This window comes from Pseudomonas sp. LBUM1670 (assembly GCF_059695695.1).
This window is the reverse complement of the sequence record NZ_CP166783.1, coordinates 2608435-2630171: the sequence shown is the minus strand read 5'-3', so window position 1 is coordinate 2630171 and position 21737 is coordinate 2608435. Positions and strand designations below refer to the sequence as shown.

Sequence of the window (21737 nt, the reverse complement as noted above, 5' to 3'; positions counted from 1 at the left end):
AGCAACATCATGTCGACGCTGTACCGCGCCATCGTGGCGACATGCTTGATTGTAGTTGCCAATTTTCATTACATAAGACGGCCAACAAACTGAATTTCGGTGCGAAAAGGCATTGCGCTCACAGGGGTGAAATCGCGCATCATGGGCGCAGTCAGATCAAGGGAGATTTCCATGCGTGTCCTGTCATCCGTTTTGCGTCTTGCCACGTTGTCATTGGGTTTGTTGTTCGCTGCGAAGGCGCTGGCGGCTGACGAGAAACAACTGATTGATTCGATCAACGATTACCGCAGCCAGGTGCAGCGTTGCGCGGGTGAGGTATCGGCGGAACTGCCGCCGCTGGCGGGTGATCCACGGCTGGCGTTGTCCGCCACCAGCATCGGCAATCTGCAACAGGCCATGGTCGCCGCGAATTATCCGATGAAGAATGTGCAGGCGATCAGTCTGTCCGGGCCACGTGATGCAGCATCGGCGATGAAAGCGATCCAGGAGAGCTTTTGCCAGATCGTGCTGGACCCGCAATTCGTCGACATCGGTGTGAGCCGCCAGGACCGTGAATGGCGCATTGTGCTGGCCCGTCCACTGTTGAGCGCACGCTTGGGCGACTGGCAGGCCGAAGGCCAGAAATTGCTGGCCGAGCTCAACGTCGCACGCGGTCGGCCGCGCCAGTGCGGCACGCAATCCTTCGCCGCCGCCACGCCGTTGACCTGGAACGCCATACTGGCGACAGCCGCCGAGACCCATTCCCGGTCAATGGCCAACAACAATTACTTTGATCACAAGGACCGCGATGGTCGCACGCCGGGTGATCGGGCAGAACTGGCGGGTTACAGCGGCCAGCAGATCGGCGAGAACATCGCTGCCGGGCAAGACACCGTGCGCAAGGTGGTCGATGGCTGGGTCGCCAGCCCCGGTCACTGCGCCAACCTGATGAACCCGCAATTCCAGGAGTTGGGCGCGGCGTATGCGGTGGACCCGAAGAGTGATTCGGGGATTTACTGGACAGCGATGTTTGCTACGCCTTAACCGCATCTCCTGTAGGAGCGAGCTTGCTCGCGATGGACTTCAAGGCGCCGCGTTCATTCAGGAAAACGCGTCATCGTTCACGTCCATCGCGAGCAAGCTCGCTCCTACAGATCGGCGTTTGGCGCCGTCATAGACTCTGTCAATCAACTGGTCATCTATAGTGATTGGACGCCCCGGCCCGTTGCTTCTTGCCTGCGCACACATAATTTCGTGAACAGCGCCCCACCTCCAACGTGGGCGCCTGCGCAGGCAAAGCCCCATGATCGTCCGACCCAAGCCCAATCTGATCAACATCCTCACGTCGCTCAAGGGCTCGATCGCCAGGAAGATTGCGTTGCGCTGTCTGATGGTGACGCTGCTGGCCGCCGCCATCGTGCTCGTTGAAACCCTGCAACCCAACTATTTTGCCAAGGTGAACGCGACGCCCTTCACCCTGCTCGGTCTGTCGCTGTCTGGGTTTCGCGAATCATCGAGCGGATCGCGACCGTTGAGCTGACGCGCGATCGCCGAGTCATGCCTGGCGAACTCAGGCGTCCGCCTGAACCACCTCGATCCCCAGTTTTCGATAGTCCCCGACATCGCCCGACGCCACATGACGTTCGGTGATCAGGGTATGGATGCGGCTGCACGGCGCGACCACGAACGGCTCGACCGCGCCCAGTTTGTCCGCCGTGGTGACGGCGATCACTTGCGAAGCACTGTCAATCAGCGCCTGTTTCACCGGCACCTCGTCGAAATGCAACGAGCTGATGCCGACTTCCGGGTGGATCGCACAGACCCCGGTGAACAGCACGTCGGCCTTGATGCCTTGCAGCAGGCGCACAGTCTCGTGACCGCTGACCGACATCGTCGCCAGATTGAGCTGCCCGCCGGCCAGAATCACTTTGATGCCTGTGTATTCGGCGAGGATGATCGCGGTCATCGGCGATGTCGTGATGGCGGTGATGGAAATGTCTGACGGTAACGAACGCGCGATCTGCAGCGTGGTGGTGCCGGAATCAAACATCACGATCTGACCGTCTTCCACCCTTGCGGCCGCGAGCTGCGCCAAGCAGGTTTTAACCTCATCGGTTTCGCTGACCCGGGTGAAGTAATCCTTACCCGTGTCCTTGGGCCGAGGCAGCGCCCCGCCGTGTACGCGTTGCACCAGACCGGCCGTGGCCAGTTCCGACAGATCGCGGCGGATGGTGTCTTCGGAGACTGCGAAATGCTGACTCAACTCGGAGGCCATGACCTTGCCGTCACGCTCGAGGATCAGGAGGATTTTTTGCCGGCGCAGATGGGGTAGCTCGGCCGCCGAATGCTGATCGTGCATGTTCATGCCTGAATTTGCGGATTTGTGCGAGATTAGCCAAACCCACGCACAAACACAAATGATGCGGTGATCCGTTTCTGCGGCAACGCCGGGGGCTCGCTGTCTGTCTCACGTTTCAAGCGTTGCACTTATTCCAGGAGTTCGGGTACCGATTAATTTACAAAGCAACGATGATTGAAGTCATTCAGTTTGCTCAGGTTTTTTTGCAAAAATATTTTTTTGATACATATTATAAGAAAGCAATCTATTTTTAATGGCGTTGAATTCATTGCCAAGGACGGGGTAAGGTGTTTTTTCTTGCGGATCGTCTTCAATATTATATTTTGCAATAGCGTCTGAACCATATTCATATATGTATTTATACGGGTGGTCAACTAATGCTGATGACAGTTCGTCAAAAAAAGTAGACATAAAAAACACTCGTTTTCCTTGCTCCCTCAACAAACTAACGCCTTGTACATTGAGAGAGGAATCAGTCACTCCAAAAAAATCCGCAATTGTTGGTGCAATGTCAGTCTGGTGACTTGTTGTTGGTGTGTTCTTAGGTAATACCTTACCATTCGCCCAAAATATTAAAGGCACAGTAACCTCCTCTTCGTGCATGGAGGAGTTGTGAATAAATACCCCATGCTCCCCAAAAGATTCTCCATGATCGCCAACAAACACAAATAATGTTGAATTCAAGATGCCTGACTTGTCGAATGCATCTAACATTCCACCTATCAGGGTGTCTATTTTCATTATGCATTCTTCGTATTTTTTGATCGCTGCCTGTGAAGCTAAATTGTTAGTGCAGTTGTATGGGTAATGTGCTGCGACTGGAAAATATAATGAAATGAACCCTTTGCCTTCTTTAGCAATATCTTCCAAGTATGGAACACTTGAAGAGAATAAATATTCATCACTTTCTCCGAAGCTGCTATGGTTTTGCGGGTGAGTTTTATGCGCGATAATATCAGAAGCGGCATATGAGTTCGACACGCCTACAGACTTTAAAAAACCATCCATGTTTTCAAATTGTAAAAATAATGAACTAAAAGCAACTGCCTCCATATTTCTTTTCTTTTTTAATTCGTGAATTATACTGGGTTGATATAGGTGCATCGCCTCTTTTACTTCAATATCTGGATATGCATGCAACCCGGTAAGTATTGAGTAATAGCCTTTAGATGAATGGGGGACTGACACATACGATTTAGAAAGCATCCCTTCCTGAGAAAGTTTTTCGAATACTGGATATTTTTCACCGACATTTACACCAGCACCAAAAACACTGTTCCATCGAACCGACTCCAGGACAATAAATACCAGATTCTTAAAGTCTGGAGGGGGCTGGGAATTAAGCTTTTGAATGTTGTTGATTGCTGACAAAGGGTAAACTGGTTGTTCGAATTCCAGTATGGTTTTAGCTTGAGTGGCATTTAAAGAGATGACGCTTTTAAAAGTAGCAATCAAAGGGTTTATGAAAATATTTGTATTCAAGTCGTAGCGAGCGTCTTTCGAATAAATTGACCATAAAAAAATGGATGACAAGAACAACATAAACATTATCCTGTATTTGCCTTTCTCTTCTTTTTTTGTTTTTTGGTTTTTATGTATTTTATATGTGACCACTCCAACAAGAAACCAGGTTGCCAGGTAAGCAAGGAAGAGGATAAATACAATGAATCGAAAAGTTAATCCAAAGCCAGAGGACTGATTTAAAAATATTTCCGCTCCTGAAATTAAATTACTTGAATGTTGCAAGCTGTATTTTATCAGTGCAAAATCTAAAGGTGTGAGCCATAGCTCTCTCACCCTCATGTCTACTATTAGACATAGCAAAATACCCCCTGAGAAAATACTCAACAAGTAAAAATAACGTTTACTCTTACTTGTTATGGCTGTTGCTGCCAGGTATATAATTGCCGAAAGAATCAAGTCTTCCAATAAGAACAAAAAAATACTGGACGCACCAGTATCAATCCATCTACTAGAAAAAAATTCTATCAAAATAATCTTCGGCACAAGAAAAAGAGAAACAGCAAGAAAGAGAGTTATGTTTAGTAAATATGTTCTTTTCCACATATTGTTCAGCCTCTGAATTCTTATAATAATTGGACCGCTTGAAACGGGAGACCGGCAGGGAGCCACCACCTGCAGAACCCCCATTTGATCAACTTAAGCACCCAACCTTTGTTTGGGCAAGCAAACTCGGGGATTGAGTGAGCAATGGCATCAGGGCTCGCATCGTTTTTTTGCCGCTTGATACATCTGCGGCCTTCAGCTCGTGCCCAAACGCTCCTTGAAGCGCCTGTTTTGGCGCTGGGCCGCATTCCGTTTTTCCAAGTGGCCCGCTGTAAAAACGGAACCCTAAGTGGCTTTTACCGAAGAAACGGATAGGTACACCCTCTCATCCCACCCCTTATTCATGCCACTCGCTCGACCGTATCCGCACTGGTTTTCTGCTTTCCTCTTTTCCAGCGCATCAAAACAATTCGAACGAACTTGTTCCAGGCATAACGCACCCCGACGCCTCCGACGATGGCAATCACGACTGAGAGCACCGGCAGATCAACGATGTGACGAGCCAAGGACTGGAATTGAAAATGCGTCAAATAGATATACAGCGTTGACGAGGCTATTAACGCAAGCCCTCGCGCGATGATGCGCGGCACAGGAATGGATTTGATCCAGATCACCGCGAGAACGGCAGGCACGGCGATACCGATATATCCCGTTATGTCCAGGTCGTGCGGTCCATAGATGACCAGAAGATCCTGCCCGCCCAGCACAATGACGGTCACCGCACTGACGACCCATTTCTGGACGCTCGAATGGGCATAATGAATCGCCATTCCGAGCACCATGATCGCAAGATAGTGCTGCGGCACCCTGTCATAGAGTGCTGCTGCATCAAACAAATACGCATCAATCAGAATATCCGCCACTGCCAAAACGCATGCTGCAATGACCAGATTCCGAAAGGGGTCTGACATGAGCATTTTTCTGACTCGCTCGAACGACAGGGCGAAACCAATGATTATGATCATTTGCAGAAGAACTTCGACATACCAATAGGTAAAAGTGCCTACGACACTTTCTGGAAACCAGTTGGAAACAAGCAACACCGTTTGCCAATGAACCTTGTCGAAGAGTACCTGGACCAACATGGCGTACAGTATTGTGGGTGTCGCGATACTGACAATGGACCTTACAAGTGTGCGCACGTTACCGCGCTCATTGATGGCTTGAAGTTGAAACCTTGCCAGGCTGATGCCGGACACGATAAACAACACCTTCGTCTCGCCTGCAATCAGAAATTTTGAAAAAAGATCAAGATGCTCGATAACAATAAGCAAAATGGCCATGACGCGCAGAAGAACAGGCACTTCCATTGCCCGAAGTGAAAACCTGGAAGACCTGGCTTTATGGGCCAGCTCACACAATTCGCGCACCGGTATCATTTCCCATTGATCCGGGAGATGGCCAATCAGCGCTTCAAGTGCCATGGAAGCCTGTACAAACGAGAGCGAATCCCCACCCAGTTCGACGAACGACAAATTCGAATCAATGCGCGGGACTTCGAGTATTTCCGACCAGGCGGACACCAACTTCAGCGTCAGCGGCGAGAGATTCTGGCTCGACTCAGGCGACGTTGCATCCGTATCAATCGAGGGCAACGCGCGCCGGTCAATCTTTCCGTTCGGCGTGAGTGGTATAGCTTGCAGAAAAACGAACACCGCCGGGACCATATAGTCGGGGAGTTCCTTGCTGACATGGTCACGCAATTCAACCGATGAAACCGGCGATGTCACCACGCAGTAGGCAACCAGCCTGGCGAGCGACGTTTCATGGTTGGCGAGCACCACGCACTGCTTGATTCGGGGATGCCGTGACAGTGCGCCTTCGATTTCAGTCAGCTCGATTCGATGACCGCGAATCTTGACCTGACTGTCGCTCCGCCCCAGGAACCTGACAGTGCCATCTGGAAGATAAGTGCCCAAGTCACCGGTTTTGTAACAAATGTCGTGCTGGTCTTTCGTAAACGGGTTCACCACAAACTTTTCTCTGGTTTGCGATGTGTCATTCCAGTAACCCAACGATAAATAAGGGCTGCGTATCAGTATTTCTCCGACATCGCCTTCGCTGACCAACTGATTGGAGTCTTTCACGACCAGCAGTTGTGCGCCTTCAATCCCTTTGCCCAGCGGAATTTTTTTATTATCGGCTTCAGGATCGACAGGATGGTACGCCATGGCCTGCGGCGTTTCCGTTGTGCCGTAGAAGTTCACGCTCACGGCATTGGGAGCAATAACGCATATTTGTTTGTACAGCGTATTACTTAATGCATCTCCGCCCCAGAACAGATATCGCAGGGCGCCGAATTTACGTCCACCAGGTTTAGTTCCCGTTTCTATCAGTTTCCCCAACGGGGGCGTCAGATGAATAATGGATATTTCGTGCTTTTGTATCCACGCGGCTAGAGCAAAAGGATCTACAACGATTGACTGCGCAGGAACAACAACTTTTGCGCCAATGGAGAGTGGTGTAAATACATCCCTGTAGACAGGGTCATGACCGAGACCGGAAAGCAAGGAAAAGCAATCGTCTTTCGATAACGAATGACACCGGGTATGCCATTCAATGAAGTGAACCAGAGGCGCGTGATGGGTCACTATCCCTTTCGGCTCACCCGTACTGCCCGAGGTGAAGGTGACATAGGCCGGATTGGCCGGGTCGACTTCAGGCAAGCTCGCTTGATCACAGCTGAACGCCTTCAGTGCATCGGTGGGGTTTTCCGGTATTTGAACGACCCGCGGATTTGACTCAAGGCGTTCAAGCTTGAGTTCGCCAGTCGCCTCGCCGCACACCAGCACAAAGGAAGGCTCAAGCGCCCGGATGATTTGACCTACCCGCGCTGGCGGATAGGCGACGTCGGCCACCGTGAACATCAATCCGGCACGCGACACACCGAGCATTGCGTAGATCAGAGCCGCACAGCGACTCGAAACGATAACCACCCGGTCGGATTGTTTAGCGCCCTCTCTGACCAGGAAGGACGCAATGCCCCGGCTTATTTCTTCAAGTTGTCGATAGCTGCATGTCGCGTCTTTAGCGATGACAGCGATTGCATCAGGTGATCGCCTCGCCTGCTGCAAGAAGTCCATGAATATCGGGCGTTCGGCACAGTATTTCAGACTGAGCGTTGGGTCTGGGCGAAGATCGTGCATTTATCCTTATGCTCCGCATCATCTATACGAGGTTAACGTCGTGCCCCGAAAAATCCTGAGTGAGGTGGCGCGGGATTTATCGGTAGCCGAGCAAAACATGCAGCGTAGTTCCAGTTCAGGACGGATGTATGAACGTTAGTGCAGAGTGGCCGTTGGCGCCGATAATTTCGAAGGGCATCGATGCCCTGCCCGGTGCGATCAATGTCCGGCGATCACCAAGGCAAGAATCCGAATGCCTTCTTGAATCTCCTGCGTCGTCAGGCCGGCATAGCCCAAAATGAGCCCTGCAGATCGCTCGGGCGCTGTCGACGCGGTGTCGGCAAACAGCGGCGAGAGCGGATAAACCCCGACCCCGCGCTCAAGCGCCGCGGCCTGCAACGAGGGCTCATCCCGAGCGCGAAGTCCCGGCAACAGCAGCACGCCATGCAGACCCGCGGCCATGCCGACCAACTGCCCTTGCCCCGCCAGATGCTGTTCAACGGCGTCCAGCAGCGCTCTTCGCCGCCGTTCGTTCTCCCGACGCAGGCGGCGAACGTGGCGCTCATAGGTACCACTTTCGATCAGCGAGGCCAACACGTTTTGCTCCCAACGCGGTGAATGACGATCCGTCAGCCGTTTGGCTTCGCGGAAAACGTTAACCAACTCGCGCGGAAGAACCAGATAACCCAACCTGAGTTGTGGTGACAGTGCTTTGGAGAATGTGCCGACATAAATGACGCGCGCCTCCGTGTCCATGGATTGCAGTGCGTCGATCGGACGCTGGCCATAACGAAACTCGCCGCCGTAATCATCCTCGATGATCCACGCGCGCTGTCGACTCGCCCACCTCAGCAGTTCCAGGCGCCGCGCAACGGGAATCACCGCGCCCATCGGAAACTGGTGGGACGGCGTCACATAGGCCAACCGCACGCAGTCGTCTTCCGGCAGAGCGCCGGTATCCAGCCCGGAGGCGTCGACGGGAGTTGGCAACGCCGTCGCGCCGGTGGCCTCAAAGCAATACCTGGCCATGCGGTAGCCCGGCTCCTCGAAGACGAATGCGTCTCCCGGGTTCAACAGAAGCCGCGCGCACAGGTCGAGCCCCTGTTGCGAGCCATGCACCACGAGGATCTGGTCCGCATCGCAGGTCAAACCTCGTGCGCGTCGCAGATAGCCTTGCAGCGCACTGCGCAAACGCTCTTCCCCTTCGGGCTGGCCGTAATGATGGTTGGGCTGACGCTTGACCAGTTCGGCGCGGTAGGCGCGCTGCCACCCCAGCGCCGGAAAATCTCTCGAGGCGACCGAGCCATACTTGAAGTCGATACGGGCATGCGGAGTCGTCATGCTGTACGGCTTCAGAGCGGCAACACGCTGTCCGTACAGGGAAAGCGCAGGCGGCAAATGCTCGCGTGGCGCGGAGTCCACTTGGGCCTGCCCGGACGGGGTACGCCTCACGGAGCCTACCCGAGCGGCTTTTCCCGCCGACGTCACCACGAAACCCTCGGCGGCCAGTTGTTCGTAGGCCGCCGTCACCGTGGTTCGCGACACGCCGAGCTCGGCCGCCAGCGCTCGCGTCGACACAAGCCGGGTGCCTGCCGCGAGCGTGCCGTCTTCTATTTGCAGGCGCAGCCTGGCGTAGATACGGCGTTCCGCGCCGCGTGCGGCTGCATCCGGTGTGGTTGAAAACTGGCCCATGGGAAAACCTCAAAACTGGCACTTTTTATTGTGCAGGTGCTGACCGAGATTATGGGTTCTCATCATTGCGAGTGAAATCCCCATGTGTCCGCACCCGGGTCCACCTCAAAAGGTTTTTCAGGCCGATAAAAACAGGGAGGCCGCACCGTGGAACTGACTGTCACTACGCTCCTGGTCACGTTCGCCGGCGTCTTTCTGATCTGTTTCATGAAAGGCGCGTTCGGCGGCGGCTTTGCCATTGTCGGTATCCCGCTTCTGTCACTGGTGATGGACCCGATCACCGCCGGTGGCCTGCTCGCGCCGTTGTTCATCGCAATGGATTTGTACGGTCTGCGTTACTGGAAGCCGTCCACCGGGTCAAAACCGGACCTGAAGTTGCTTGTACCCGGCCTTGTCGTCGGCATCGGCGTCGGCTATCTGCTGTTCCGTGTGCTGGACCACCGCGCGATCGCCATCGTGATGGCAGCGGTCACGCTGTTTTTTGTCGGCCTCTGGTTCAAGGCCGGCGGAGAAGACAGGGTACGCCCGCGCTCATCGCCCAAGGCCGTGGCCGCCGGTCTCACATCAGGCATCACGACCATGGTCGCGCATTCCGGCGGGCCGCCACTGGCGATGTATTTGCTGCCGCTCGGCTTGAGCAAGCAGGTTTATGCCGGAACGACCAGCATGTTTTTCACCGTGGGCAATCTGCTCAAGGCTACGCCTTGGTTGCTCCTGGCCAGACCGACCGGCAACGTGCTGAGCCTGATGCTGATCTGCCTGCTCGCCGTGCCTAGTGGCGTCTGGCTGGGCTGGCGTCTGCACGCAAGACTGGACCAGCGTCAGATGTACCGCGCCTGTTATGGCTTGCTGGTCGTCACGGCCGTGAAGCTTTTGTGGGATGGTGTCGGCGGGTATCTCGCCTGAAACGGGTGCGTCGGGTTTCGAAGCCGTCGGCTACACTTTGCAGTCCGCGCAGGGCAGCCGAGTGGCCAGATCCCTGTCTCCCGACCTGGAGGTATCCCATGAGCGATAACACCGAACTCACGTCTTTCACCGGCTGGGCCGCAACGGCGGCCGGCGCTCCACTGGAACGCTACAGTTACGATCCCGGCCCATTGGGAGAAGATGAAGTGGAAGTCGCCGTGGAATATTGCGGCGTCTGCCACTCCGACCAGTCGCTGATCGATAACGATTGGGGCATCAGCCAATACCCGTTTATCCCGGGCCATGAGGTGGTCGGCCGTATCGTGCGAATGGGCGCACAGGTACGCGGTCTCGAAACGGGGCAACGGGTGGGCATCGGTTGGTACAAGGGCAGTTGCATGCATTGCTCTTCGTGTATCGGTGGTTCCCATCACCTGTGTGGCACGGCCCGACCCACCATCATCGGCAGCAACGGCGGCTTCGCCGACCGCGTGCGCTCGCACTGGGCCTGGGCACTTGCGATACCGGACGGCCTCGATCCCGCCATGGCCGGCCCGCTGTTCTGTGCCGGCTCGACGGTGTTCAACCCGCTGGTGGAATTCGACGTCAAACCCACGGACCGGGTCGGTGTGGTGGGCATCGGCGGCCTCGGTCATCTGGCTTTACGCTTCCTCAATGCCTGGGGCTGCGAAGTCACGGCCTTCACGTCGTCATTGAGCAAGCAGGACGAAGCCAAGCGTCTGGGCGCGCACAACGTCGTCGCCTCGACCGACAGTACTGCGCTGAAAGCCATCGCCGGCACCCTGGATTTTCTTCTGGTCACCGCCAATGCCGACCTCGACTGGGCGGCCATGCTCGGCACCCTGCGCGGCAAGGGTCGCCTGCACTTCGTTGGCGTCGTGCCCGGCGCGATTCCGGTGCATGTATTCGACCTGATTCCACAACAGAAGAGTTTGTCCGCCTCGCCGGTCGGCTCGCCCGCTACCACGGCGACCATGCTGGAGTTCTGCGCAAGGCATCAGATTCTGCCGCAGGTCGAGCACTTTCCCATGAGCCGGGTCAACGAAGCCATCGATCACCTGCGCAGTGGCAAGGCGCGTTACCGCGTCGTGCTTGACGCCAGCAAATGACGGGGCGGCGCATCGGGTAACACCGCATGCGCCATCACCTCAACGACCGATTTCGAGCAACGGGCACCCATGCTCATGGTCGGCAGGCAGGCTCCAGCGGACTTCCTTCGCAGATGCCTACCAACTTATTGAAAGCAACAGTATCCAGCGGCCGGCTCAGGAAATAGCCTTGACCTTCATCGCACGACACCGCTTTCAGCAAGTTCAGGTGATCGGCCGTTTCAATGCCCTCGGCCGTAACGGTCAGCGATAACGCACGCCCCAAGCCCACAATCGCCCGGATGATTGCCTTGTCATCCTCGCTTTCACCCAGCCTGGTCAAAAAGCTGCGGTCTATTTTCAGGCCGTCGAACGGGAATGCGCGAAGGTAGCTCAGCGAAGAATATCCCGTGCCAAAGTCATCCATCGATATCCGTACGCCGAGACGTTTGAGCGTACGCATTACTTCAAGAGCGCCGGTGGCGTCTTCGAGCATGACGCTTTCGGTAATCTCCAGTTCTACTCGGGCAGGGTCGATGCCAGAGTCGAAAAGGGTTGTCTGAATGCGCTCGACCAGATTGCCTTGTTTGAATTCGGTCGGTGACAGATTGACTGATACGAACAAACTTTCCGGCCACCGTGCGGCGCTGCGGCAGGCGGTACTGAGAACCCAGTTGCTCAAGGAAAGAATCAGCCCGGACTCCTCGGCAATCGGAATAAAAGTGTCGGGCGGTATCAAACCGCGCTCGGGATGTTGCCACCGGACCAGCGCTTCGGCACCCACCATCCGACCGTCAGCGATGCGATAGCGTGGCTGGAAATGCAGCCGCAGTTCTCCATGTTTGATCGCGAAACGCAGGTCGCTTTCCAGTTGACGGCGCTCGATGATCCTGGTGTTCATATCGCCTGCATAAAAGCGCCAGGTGTTACGACCACCGGCCTTGGCCTCATACAGTGCGATATCCGCATAGCGAAGCAGTTCGGTCGCCTCGCAGGCATCACGAGGCGCCATCGCGACGCCAAGACTGGCGCTGACGAACACTTCCTGCTCATCGATCTCTATTGGCTGCTCGATGGATTCGATCAAACGGCGACAGAGCGTCTCGACTTCTTCCTGGGAACTCACGTCAGTCAGGATCAATACAAACTCATCCCCGCCGACCCGAGCAACAAGGTCGCCATGGCGCACGCAGTCTGCCAGGCGACTCGACACTTCATTAAGGACCAGATCACCCGCCGCATGCCCGAGCAAGTCATTCACCGGTTTGAAGCGATCAAGGTCCAGGCTGAGCATGACCAACGGCTGGTCTATCGTCGGCAATGCCTTGAGTTTACCGTCGAGAAATTCCTGGAGACGGGTTCTGTTCGGTAGGCCGGTCAGCGCGTCATGCTGCGAGAGGAATTCGATACGCCGACGGGCTTCGACCTCCTCTGTCACATCCGTCGCAGTACCACGGAACCCTCCACCGGCCATTTTTCGAGCCGAAAGACGAGTGATTCGCTCCTGGCTTTCGGTATCGACGTATCGGCACTGAATGCTGATATCCGGACGACGGTTCGGGATGCTGAGCCACTGCGCCAATGTGCCCATTTCGGTGTTCAGCAAATCATCGATCAGCGCACCAATCCAGGCGTCTCTGGAGAGCCCCGTCACACCTTCAAATCGCTCTGACAAATAGGTGAAATGCCACTTGGAATCGATTTCCCATACCCAATCCGAACTGGCTTCAACGACGTCGCGAAAGCGCGCTTCGCTGGTGGCGAGGGCATCCTGACTGCTCTGCAGCGATGCATAGCTAGCGTCAAGTGCCAGCGCACCAGCAGTCGTGCGACGCAAAATGACCCACGTCATCAGGCACACCAACAACGCGGCGACGCCGATCAATGGCAACCCTATCCCCAATAACCGCAGGCCCGGTCTTTCCGGACTCCACTTCAGATTGCCGGCCGAACCGTCATCGCCCAGCGGAAGGAGCGACGTAGCGCCACTGTCGTCGGACGTGGCGACGTGCAGACGATCGACCCCGAAATCGGCGCCGATCATCTCCAGCTTGGCGCTGTTCAAAACATCCACGAAAATCAACACCGAAGGCTGCCTGTCATCAGGCACCACGGTCGGGTCAGTTCCCGGCGTAATGGCTGCTGCCGCGATGAGGGCAGGTACTCCTTCCACGTTGATGAAGGCTGTTGTCGGCGTTTCTGTTTCCGCTCCTGCACGCGCCTTATCAAGAATCCCGACAACGGACTGCTTGAGCCACTCTGTGACTTCCACGGATTTCAGCTCACCCTTGACCACAGAGTAAACGGTGCGATCGACGTCGTTGACGACGAACAGTCCCTGGATCCCGAAATCCGTGTGAAGCGTTGGTCCGACGTTCTGCCGTACGAAGGCCCAGTCAGGGTCCACTTCGGTATGCAGGTGCTTGTATGCTTCGCCCCAAAACGCGTAATCCTTGACCGTTGAGCGCAACGATTTTTCCAGCGATTGCACGGCCTTCTTCGTGTAAAACGCGCTTTCTGCCTCCTCCGTCCGGTCTAAATCGTGTGCAAGGTAAATGAGCGAATAGCTGGCAAGTAAAAACACGCCTGCCAATAGACCCACAAATTTGAACAGCGAGGCGCGAGCCAGTACCACGCTCGAGCGGCGGGAGGGGGAATGGTTCCTGGAGGCGATACTGTTCGGCATAGGTTCCCGCTGGTCGTTGAAGTAAGTCCGTTGCATCTCCTGCTATCGGCTGCTTTGGCAGAACGATGAGCAGCGGTATCCATGAGTGGCCGCTTTCTATTGAGGACTATGGTTCTGCACCCAATACGATCCAGCCATGAAGATTTCACTGGGAAATGATCTGACGCCCGCGCCGAACATGAATTTGCAGCACCCATCGCGATCGGTTCAGCGTTAATATCCGCCCGGTCCGGTTCACATTCTTGAGGATGATCCAGGTATGTCCACGCTCGACACTTCCCTGCAAGACGCCGCCGCACCTGACGGCGTTTGTTATGGCTGCGGCGGCAGCAATCCGTATGGGCTGCACATAAAGAGTTTTTGGCATGAGGACGGCGTGCATGTCATTGCCGAGCACCTGCCCGAGGCCAAATATTGTGGCTGGCCGGATCTGGTTTACGGTGGGTTGATCGCAATGCTGGTTGACTGCCATTCCAACTGGACGGCGATGGCCTATCACTACCGGATGGAAAACCGCGAAGTCGCCAGCCTCCCGCGCATCAACTGTGTCACTGGCAACCTGGGCATCAAATTCATCAAACCGACGCCAATGGGCGTACCGCTGACCCTGCGGGCGAAAGTGGAAGGCGATGTCGGACGCAAAACCCGCGTCATCTGCGAGGTCTACGCGGGGGAGTTGCTGACGGCGGTTGGGGATTGCGTTTTCGTGCGCGTCGACACCGAGCAACTGGCGGCGGTTGCACATGGCCGGTAGGTTGCACCCTCTTTAAAAATCTGAGCGATACAAGTTGGGCTACCAGGCTTTACGTTAGTGCCGATTCCTTATGCTGCTATGCCAACTGGATAGATCCATGCCGCTAGAAACCCGCAACTTTATTCTTGAGACCCTTGAAGACCTCGGCATCGGTGATTTCGCTGCCCGCCCCTTCGACTGCGCCTTCGAATTGCTCGCCGCACCTCCCAGCCGCAAGCGCCTGATCGTGATCGGCTTCAACGGCTCCCTCGCCGACGCCATCCACACCAACGCCGGCGCGGTGCACGCGGGCTACGAACAACCCGAGTTTTCCAATGTCGCCCATGGCCTGGAAGGCGGCTGGGGTTCGAAGACCTTGGCCCGGCGATTGACCGAGTTGCCCACCGAGCTTGGATTTGACTGGCGCGACACTCTCTATACCAACGCGTTGCTGCTGTGCTCCGCTGATGCGGCGTCCATACAAAAAGTCGCGCGGCAATCTTCTGCGGCGAGCCTGGAATCGCTGACACGCAAATCGATGGATTTTTTCGAGCGAGTCACTGTGCCGCTCGCGGAGCCTGAGCTGATCATTGCTTATAGCAACGGGTTGGGAAGCCCATCGGCGGCCAGGATTCTGTGGGAGCGGTTTGGCAATGGAGAAGCGCTGGATCATGTTGACGCTTCTTCCTACCGGGCGACTTATGGGTTCACCGCCACCATTTGCAGCCGCAAGATTCCGGTTGTGGGGATTCGGCATATGTCCAGATTTGTGCCGAGCGTTGAGGCAATCAAACTGGCCTGGGAACGGCAAAAAGCGTGCATCGGCAGTCAGTCAGGCGCGTGTTAACGTGCGCCCATCCTCATCTTGAAGTCACACGCCCATGTCCATCGCTGACAATCTTCTCGCTTTTACCTTCGCTGCCACATTGCTGACCCTGACGCCAGGGCTCGACACTGCATTGATCTTGAGAACCGCCACGGTGGAAGGCAAACAGCAGGCGTTGCGCGCTGCGTTGGGAATCAATGCGGGTTGCTTGTTGTGGGGCGCGGCGGTCGCTTTTGGTCTGGGCGCTTTGATTGCGGTTTCGGAACTGGCCTATGACCTGTTGAAATACTGCGGTGCCGCTTACCTGGCGTGGATTGGGTTGAACATGCTGTTGCGCCCGCGCAGCGCTCTGTCGCCCGTGGAAACGCGCGCAAAGCCAGAGGCCAACTGGTTCCTGAAGGGCATGACGGGGAATGTCCTCAACCCGAAGATCGGCATTTTTTACGTGTCTTTTCTCCCGCAGTTCATTCCCCAGGGACAGCCACTGGTAGCCTGGACATTTGGTCTGGTCAGCATCCATGTGGTGATCGGATTGATCTGGTCAACGATGCTGATTGGCGCGACTCGACCACTCGCCGGCATTCTGCGGCGTGGAAAAGTGATCAAGTGGATGGATCGCACGACGGGCATGATCTTTGTCCTGTTTGCCGCACGGTTGGCCTTTAGTAAACGCTGAGGGGGGGCCACGAAAGCGTATCTGGTAGTTTGGCGCTTTGCGGCCTGTTTCCGCTACATCTCGACCTGTGTGCCCAGCTCTATCACCCGATTCAGCGGCAACTTGAAGTATCTCAAGTTGCTATTCGCGTTCTTGAGCAAAAACGCGAACAGGCTTTCTCGCCAGCGGGCCATACCGATGCGCTTGGTCGGGATGACCGTCTCACGGCTCAGGAAATAGGTCGTGCGCATCGGACTGAAATCCAGCTCATTCAAGTGACAGAGACTCAAGGCCAATGGGACATCGGGCTCCTCCATAAAACCAAAGTGCAGACTGACCCGGAAGAAGCCTTCACCATAGGCCTCAACCTCGAACCGCCGACCAGCAGCCACTCGCGGGCTGTCTTCGGAGACCACGGTGAGCAACACGACTTGCTCATGCAAAACCTGGTTGTGCAGCAGATTGTGCAGCAGCGCATGGGGAACAGCATCGGCCCTGGCCGTCAGAAACACTGCCGTGCCTTGTACGCGATGGGGAGGCTGCGTGCGGATGCTGCCGATGAATAACGGTAGGGGAAGCACGGCTTCATCCAGCCGCTCGACAACAATCTTCCTGCCCCGCTTCCAGGTCGTCATCAAGATGAACAGACCAATGCCGGCAATCACCGGGAACGCACCGCCCTGAAAAATTTTCGGCGCATTGGCCGCGAAGTACAGACCGTCGACCAGCAAAAATCCGAGCAACAGTGGAATGGCCAACCAGCGCGGCGTTTTCCATAGGAGCAGGACGACAGCCGAGGACAAGATTGTCGTGATCAACATGGTCCCCGTCACTGCGACCCCATAAGCGGCGGCCAAGGCACTGGATGACTCGAAACCGATCACCAGCAGCACGACACCGACCATCAACGCCCAGTTAACCGTGCCGATGTAGATCTGCCCCTGCTCCTGGCTGGAGGTATGCTGGATAAACATGCGAGGGACGTAACCCAGTTGAATGGCCTGGCGGGTCAAAGAGAAAGCACCGGAGATCACTGCTTGAGAAGCGATGATGGTGGCCAGAGTGGAGAGCGCGACCATCGGCAACAGTGCCCAGTCAGGCGCTAGCAGATAGAACGGATTGCGCACAGCCTCCGGGTTCTCCAGGATCAAGGCACCCTGGCCAAAATAATTGAGTACCAGCCCCGGCAACACCAAAATGAACCATGCACGAGAAATCGGTTGGCGACCAAAGTGGCCCATGTCGGCATACAGTGCTTCAGCACCGGTCAATGCCAACACGACAGCGCCCAAAATCGCCACACCCATTCCCGGATGAACCACAAAGAACTGCACTGCCCAAGCTGGGTTAAGCGCTTGCAGCACTTCGGGACGCTGCAAAATACCGTAGATCCCAAGGGCACCCAACACCACAAACCACAGCACCATGACCGGACCAAACAGGATGCCGATTCGAGCCGTGCCATGTTTCTGTATCAAGAACAGCGCCACCAGCACGATCACTGACAAGGGCACAACCCAGTGTTCTACTCCGTCAAACGCCAGTTGTAATCCTTCAACCGCAGAGAGCACCGAAATAGCCGGGGTGATCATGCTGTCCCCGTAAAAAAGTGCCGCACCGAACAGCCCGAGCAGAACCAGAACCTTTCTCATGTGCGGATAAGGTGCTGCTGCGCGGCGGGCTAACGCCGTCAACGCCATGATGCCACCCTCACCCTGGTTATTGGCACGCAGGATGAACAGAACGTATTTGATCGAGACTACCCAGATCAGTGACCAGAAGATCAACGACAGAATGCCTAGTACTCCATCGTGATTTACCTGAACTCCGTAGTGGCCGGAAAACACTTCTTTCAGTGTGTAGAGGGGGCTGGTGCCGATGTCTCCATAAACCACTCCGACAGCAGCGACGAGCAAGCCGGCTCCTGACGTTTTGGATTTGGAGTCATCGTGTGCACTGGTCACTGTTTCACTCAAGGGTCGCTTCTCTCAAACTGCGGGAAGGAAGTGCATGCCATCCTTGGGCAATACGATTTGCCAGGGCCATTGCAGATGCGAGGCGCATGGGCGATCTAAAAATCGCGGCCAGTATCATTGCGGGCAAATACACCTACCGTAAAGAAATCGTAAAAATTTTACGGTAGATACGCCCCTTACCCATTCGAACAATTGGGCACCAGACTCGCTCTGGCGCAGAGAATCTCGTTGCTCATGTCGAGGGAAATCAACGTCAAATCCATTTTGTCCGGCTGTATTCTTTACGTACTGCTATGGGACGAGGCGGCAAATCTGCACTGGCGGCGCTTATTTCATGCGTCCTTCCAATCGCCGATCCTGAAAAAACGAAGCAGATAGCTTCGCAACCCTCAGTCGGAAAAATCGACAGAATCAGGTGCTATACACGCGTTTTTTCGAGCCATTCGACCAAAGAAGCGGGCTGTCTACTATGCTCAATGGGTTGAAGTAAAAGTCGCTTACGACACAGGTAGGGCCGACTGCATCGCAAGCGTAATGCGGAGGCAGAGATGGCATCGATATCCAGAAGACTCTTCCTGAAAGCAGGAGGCGGGGTTGCTGCAAGCGTGGCGATAGGTCTGCCCGAACTCACGCAGGCCGCGACCCCAAAGCCAACGGTAGAGGGCCGAGTCAATCTCCCCTACCAAATGCAGGCACTCACCAAAGCTCAGAAATTGCAGGTCAACACGCCAGTCCTGTTTTCCTATCCCGACGCGGCTTCACCTTGCGCATTGATCAAGATGGGCGCTCCCGTTCCGGGTGGTGTCGGCCCCGAGCGCGACATTGTCGCCTTCAGCACGCTATGCACACACATGGGTTGTCCGGTCGCCTATGACGCGGGACAGAAGTTGTTCAAATGCCCCTGTCATTTCAGTATTTTCGACCCTGAGAATATTGGCCAAATGGTTTCCGGCCAAGCCACCGAGAACCTGCCGAGCATAGTGCTTGAATACAACCCCAATGACGATTCGGTACGTGCAGTTGCCGTCGAAGGGTTGATCTACGGACGTCAGTCCAACCTCCTTTGATAAGGAGATTAAAAATGGCAACCAACAAAGACCGTATGGCACTGCCTCCGACAGATGCCCAAAAGACCAACCTGACATGCCACTTCTGCATCGTCGGTTGTGGCTATCACGTGTACAAATGGCCGGAAAATCAGGAAGGTGGACGGGCACCCGATGAGAACGCGCTAGGGCTCGACTTCCGCAAGCAGTTACCCCCCATGGCCATCATCATGACGCCGGCAATGCAGAACACGATCACCGACAAGGACGGAAAGCGCTACAACATCATGATCGTGCCGGACAAGCAGTGCGACGTTAATAAAGGGCTCTCGTCCACACGAGGCGGACAACTGGCCAAGGTCATGTACAACCCCGATGGCGTAGGCAAGGAGCGGTTACGCAGCCCACGCGTTTATGTGGCTGATCAGTGGGTGGACACCAGTTGGGATGATGCGTTGGCGCTTTACGCCGGGGTGACCAAGAAGATTCTTGATAATGATGGGCCTGCCTCGCTCGCCTTTGACTGCTTCGATCACGGAGGTGCCGGAGGCGGATTCGAGAATACGTGGGGCACCGGCAAGCTGATGTTCACGGCACTGCAAACACCATTGGTACGTATCCACAATCGCCCCGCCTATAACTCCGAGTGCCACGCTACCCGCGAGATGGGCATTGGCGAACTCAACAACAGCTACGAAGACGCGGAGTTGGCTGACGTTATAGTTGCCATCGGCTGCAACTCATATGAAACCCAAACCAACTACTTCTTGGCGCACTGGCTGCCCAATTTACAGGGGCAGACGCTCGACAAGCGTAAACAGCGCTTTCCTGGGGAAACCGTTGCTCCAGCCAAGTTGATTTTTGTCGACCCTCGCAGGACACCGACCATCGCTATAGCGGAGCAAGCAGCCGGTAAGGACAACGTGCTTCACCTGGATATCGAGCCGGGAACGGATATCGCTCTGTTCAATGGTCTGCTGACCTACGTGGTCGACCAAAAATGGCATGACGAGGAATTTATCGCAGCCCATACCAAAGCGTTTGACCAGGCACTTCAAGCCAATCGAATGTCGCTTGAGGAAACCAGTCGCGTCACCGGGGTCTCGGTGGACAAACTCAAGCAAGCAGCCGAATGGGCTTACAAACCCAAGGCCTCTGGCCATCGCCCCCATGCCATGCACGCCTACGAAAAAGGGATTATTTGGGGCAATGACAACTACCTCATTCAGTCCGCCTTGGTCGACTTGGTGCTTGCGACCCACAACGTCGGCCGACGAGGTACGGGGGTGGTGCGCATGGGTGGACATCAAGAGGGTTACACACGTCCCCCTTATCCAGGCGATACCAAGATCTATGTGGATCAGGAAATCATCAATGGCAAGGGAATGATGTACACGGCGTGGGGGGCCAATCCGTTCCAGACCACGCTAAATGCGGAGCAACATCGTGCGGTCATTCTGAAACGCGCCAACATTGTCAGGGAAGCCATGGCCAATGTTCGCGGTGGTACAACCGCGCAGAGGGTGGATGCGGTCTACGACGCGGTGAAAAATAAAGGTGGTCTCTTCTTCGCCAATATCAACCTCTACCCTACCAAGCTGGCAGAAGCCGCCCATGTGATGCTGCCGGCAGCCCATCCAGGTGAGATGAATCTCACCTCGATGAACGGGGAACGCCGGATGCGCCTGTCACAAAAATTCATGGATCCTCCCGGTTCGGCGAAAGCCGATTGCCTGATCGCAGCGGCTATCGCTAACACCCTTCGGCAGATGTATACGGACGAAGGGAAACAGGACATGGCGGCGCGTTTTGCAGGGTTCGACTGGAATACTGAGGAGGACGCCTTCAATGATGGCTTCCGTATGGCTGGCCAACCCGGTGCTGGCCCAATCGACAGTCAGGGCGGGACCACGGGCAATCTTGTCACCTACGAACGGCTGAAAGCCATGGGCAACAATGGTGTCCAGTTACCCGCAAAAGAATACCGAGACGGCAAACTGATCGGCACCGAAATGCTCTACACCGATTACAAATTCGACACACCGGACGGCAAAGCAGAGTTCAAGCCAGCAACATGGCCCGGATTGCCGAAACCGGTGGCAGAACAGAAGGCGAAGCATCAGTTCTGGGTCAACAATGGACGCATCAACGAAGTGTGGCAAACGCTCTACCACGACCAATACAACGACTTCGTGCAGCGGCGCGTGCCGATGGCTTATCTGGAAATCAATCACGAAGATGCACAAGCGTTGGCTATTGAATCTGGAGATGTGGTCGAGGTGTTCAACGATTACGGTTCGTCCTATGCGCTGGCCTATCTGGAGGCTGATATCAAACGGAATCAAACCTTCATGCAGTTTGGCCACTTCAACGGTGTGATGGGCGATCTGACTACGCCATGGACCGACCGCAACGTGGTGCCCTATTACAAAGGGACATGGGCGAGTATCCGTCGCATTGGCAAGGTGGAGGCATTCAAAGAGACGATCAGCTTCAAGTCGCGCCGGTTTAACGTGATCGCGGTTGGTTAACAGCAAAATCGTTCAACAGACGCCAAGCCCCCTCCTACCTACATCGT

Annotated in this window: 15 protein-coding genes; 9 read left to right on the top strand and 6 right to left on the bottom strand. The window is 55.4% G+C overall.

Annotated elements, in window-relative coordinates; translation table 11 throughout:
* Positions 1-171 precede the first annotated feature (171 nt).
* Together ACA073_RS11915 and ACA073_RS11910 are read left to right on the top strand one after the other, a co-directional pair.
* Entirely contained in the window at positions 172-1023 is an 852-nt protein-coding gene (locus ACA073_RS11915; RefSeq protein WP_497403632.1) for a CAP domain-containing protein, read from the top strand.
* Between the two features lie 259 nt (positions 1024-1282).
* On the top strand, positions 1283-1519 hold the full coding sequence (locus tag ACA073_RS11910; protein ID WP_497403630.1) for a hypothetical protein: 237 nt from the start codon (positions 1283-1285) through the stop codon (positions 1517-1519).
* Positions 1520-1549: 30 nt separating this feature from the next.
* Here ACA073_RS11910 and ACA073_RS11905 read toward each other — a convergent pair whose 3' ends face one another.
* The 4 genes from ACA073_RS11905 to pdxR all read right to left on the bottom strand — a co-directional run bounded on the left by ACA073_RS11905 (position 1550) and on the right by pdxR (position 9222).
* The gene (locus ACA073_RS11905; RefSeq protein WP_497403628.1) at positions 1550-2338 is read right to left on the bottom strand and encodes a DeoR/GlpR family DNA-binding transcription regulator; all 789 of its coding nucleotides are present in this window, start codon (positions 2336-2338) and stop codon (positions 1550-1552) included.
* A 180-nt stretch (positions 2339-2518) separates the two neighbouring features.
* A complete protein-coding gene (locus ACA073_RS11900) occupies positions 2519-4405 on the bottom strand; it encodes an LTA synthase family protein (protein ID WP_497404072.1) in 1887 nt (628 codons plus the stop codon).
* 341 nt (positions 4406-4746) lie between these two features.
* On the bottom strand, positions 4747-7551 hold the full coding sequence (locus ACA073_RS11895; RefSeq protein ID WP_497403626.1) for an amino acid adenylation domain-containing protein: 2805 nt from the start codon (positions 7549-7551) through the stop codon (positions 4747-4749).
* Between the two features lie 198 nt (positions 7552-7749).
* Complete coding sequence (gene pdxR / locus ACA073_RS11890) at positions 7750-9222, bottom strand: MocR-like pyridoxine biosynthesis transcription factor PdxR (RefSeq protein WP_497403624.1); 1473 nt, start codon at positions 9220-9222, stop codon at positions 7750-7752.
* A gap of 147 nt (positions 9223-9369) precedes the next feature.
* Here pdxR and ACA073_RS11885 point away from each other — a divergent pair, with 147 nt between their 5' ends.
* Together ACA073_RS11885 and ahr are read left to right on the top strand one after the other, a co-directional pair.
* On the top strand, positions 9370-10128 hold the full coding sequence (locus ACA073_RS11885; protein ID WP_497403622.1) for a sulfite exporter TauE/SafE family protein: 759 nt from the start codon (positions 9370-9372) through the stop codon (positions 10126-10128).
* 98 nt (positions 10129-10226) lie between these two features.
* Positions 10227-11258 carry an NADPH-dependent aldehyde reductase Ahr gene (gene ahr / locus ACA073_RS11880; RefSeq protein WP_497403620.1) on the top strand — a complete coding sequence of 344 codons (1032 nt, stop codon included), beginning with the start codon at positions 10227-10229 and terminating at the stop codon, positions 11256-11258.
* A 73-nt stretch (positions 11259-11331) separates the two neighbouring features.
* Here ahr and ACA073_RS11875 read toward each other — a convergent pair whose 3' ends face one another.
* A complete protein-coding gene (locus ACA073_RS11875; protein WP_497404071.1) occupies positions 11332-13923 on the bottom strand; it encodes a bifunctional diguanylate cyclase/phosphodiesterase in 2592 nt (863 codons plus the stop codon).
* 259 nt (positions 13924-14182) lie between these two features.
* On the opposite strand from ACA073_RS11875, the gene ACA073_RS11870 reads away from it, so the two are divergent.
* The 3 genes from ACA073_RS11870 (at position 14183) to ACA073_RS11860 (ending at position 16158) form a co-directional block, all read left to right on the top strand.
* The gene (locus ACA073_RS11870) at positions 14183-14677 is read left to right on the top strand and encodes a PaaI family thioesterase (protein WP_497403618.1); all 495 of its coding nucleotides are present in this window, start codon (positions 14183-14185) and stop codon (positions 14675-14677) included.
* Between the two features lie 70 nt (positions 14678-14747).
* Positions 14748-15503, top strand: coding sequence for a hypothetical protein (locus ACA073_RS11865; protein ID WP_497403616.1), 756 nt, complete (start codon positions 14748-14750; stop codon positions 15501-15503).
* A 34-nt stretch (positions 15504-15537) separates the two neighbouring features.
* Positions 15538-16158 carry a LysE family translocator gene (locus ACA073_RS11860; protein ID WP_497403614.1) on the top strand — a complete coding sequence of 207 codons (621 nt, stop codon included), beginning with the start codon at positions 15538-15540 and terminating at the stop codon, positions 16156-16158.
* Between the two features lie 53 nt (positions 16159-16211).
* Here ACA073_RS11860 and ACA073_RS11855 read toward each other — a convergent pair whose 3' ends face one another.
* Positions 16212-18113: a potassium transporter Kup gene (locus tag ACA073_RS11855; protein ID WP_497403613.1), complete on the bottom strand. Its 1902-nt coding sequence runs from the start codon at positions 18111-18113 to the stop codon at positions 16212-16214.
* Positions 18114-18661: 548 nt separating this feature from the next.
* Between ACA073_RS11855 and ACA073_RS11850 the strand changes: the two genes are divergently transcribed.
* Together ACA073_RS11850 and ACA073_RS11845 are read left to right on the top strand one after the other, a co-directional pair.
* Positions 18662-19180 carry an arsenate reductase (azurin) small subunit gene (locus ACA073_RS11850; RefSeq protein ID WP_497403611.1) on the top strand — a complete coding sequence of 173 codons (519 nt, stop codon included), beginning with the start codon at positions 18662-18664 and terminating at the stop codon, positions 19178-19180.
* A 14-nt stretch (positions 19181-19194) separates the two neighbouring features.
* Complete coding sequence (locus tag ACA073_RS11845) at positions 19195-21690, top strand: arsenate reductase (azurin) large subunit (RefSeq protein ID WP_497403609.1); 2496 nt, start codon at positions 19195-19197, stop codon at positions 21688-21690.
* Positions 21691-21737 lie beyond the last annotated feature (47 nt).

Excerpts from the sequence above, each read along its gene's own strand:
- ACA073_RS11915 (WP_497403632.1), top strand. The coding sequence starts at position 172 with ATGCGTGTCCTGTCATCCGTTTTGCGTCTTGCCACGTTGTCATTGGGT.
- ACA073_RS11910 (WP_497403630.1), top strand. The coding sequence starts at position 1,283 with ATGATCGTCCGACCCAAGCCCAATCTGATCAACATCCTCACGTCGCTC.
- ACA073_RS11905 (WP_497403628.1), bottom strand. The coding sequence starts at position 2,338 with ATGCACGATCAGCATTCGGCGGCCGAGCTACCCCATCTGCGCCGGCAA.
- ACA073_RS11900 (WP_497404072.1), bottom strand. The coding sequence starts at position 4,405 with ATGTGGAAAAGAACATATTTACTAAACATAACTCTCTTTCTTGCTGTT.
- ACA073_RS11895 (WP_497403626.1), bottom strand. The coding sequence starts at position 7,551 with ATGCACGATCTTCGCCCAGACCCAACGCTCAGTCTGAAATACTGTGCC.
- pdxR (WP_497403624.1), bottom strand. The coding sequence starts at position 9,222 with ATGGGCCAGTTTTCAACCACACCGGATGCAGCCGCACGCGGCGCGGAA.
- ahr (WP_497403620.1), top strand. The coding sequence starts at position 10,227 with ATGAGCGATAACACCGAACTCACGTCTTTCACCGGCTGGGCCGCAACG.
- ACA073_RS11875 (WP_497404071.1), bottom strand. The coding sequence starts at position 13,923 with ATGCCGAACAGTATCGCCTCCAGGAACCATTCCCCCTCCCGCCGCTCG.
- ACA073_RS11870 (WP_497403618.1), top strand. The coding sequence starts at position 14,183 with ATGTCCACGCTCGACACTTCCCTGCAAGACGCCGCCGCACCTGACGGC.
- ACA073_RS11865 (WP_497403616.1), top strand. The coding sequence starts at position 14,748 with ATGCTGCTATGCCAACTGGATAGATCCATGCCGCTAGAAACCCGCAAC.
- ACA073_RS11860 (WP_497403614.1), top strand. The coding sequence starts at position 15,538 with ATGTCCATCGCTGACAATCTTCTCGCTTTTACCTTCGCTGCCACATTG.
- ACA073_RS11850 (WP_497403611.1), top strand. The coding sequence starts at position 18,662 with ATGGCATCGATATCCAGAAGACTCTTCCTGAAAGCAGGAGGCGGGGTT.
- ACA073_RS11845 (WP_497403609.1), top strand. The coding sequence starts at position 19,195 with ATGGCAACCAACAAAGACCGTATGGCACTGCCTCCGACAGATGCCCAA.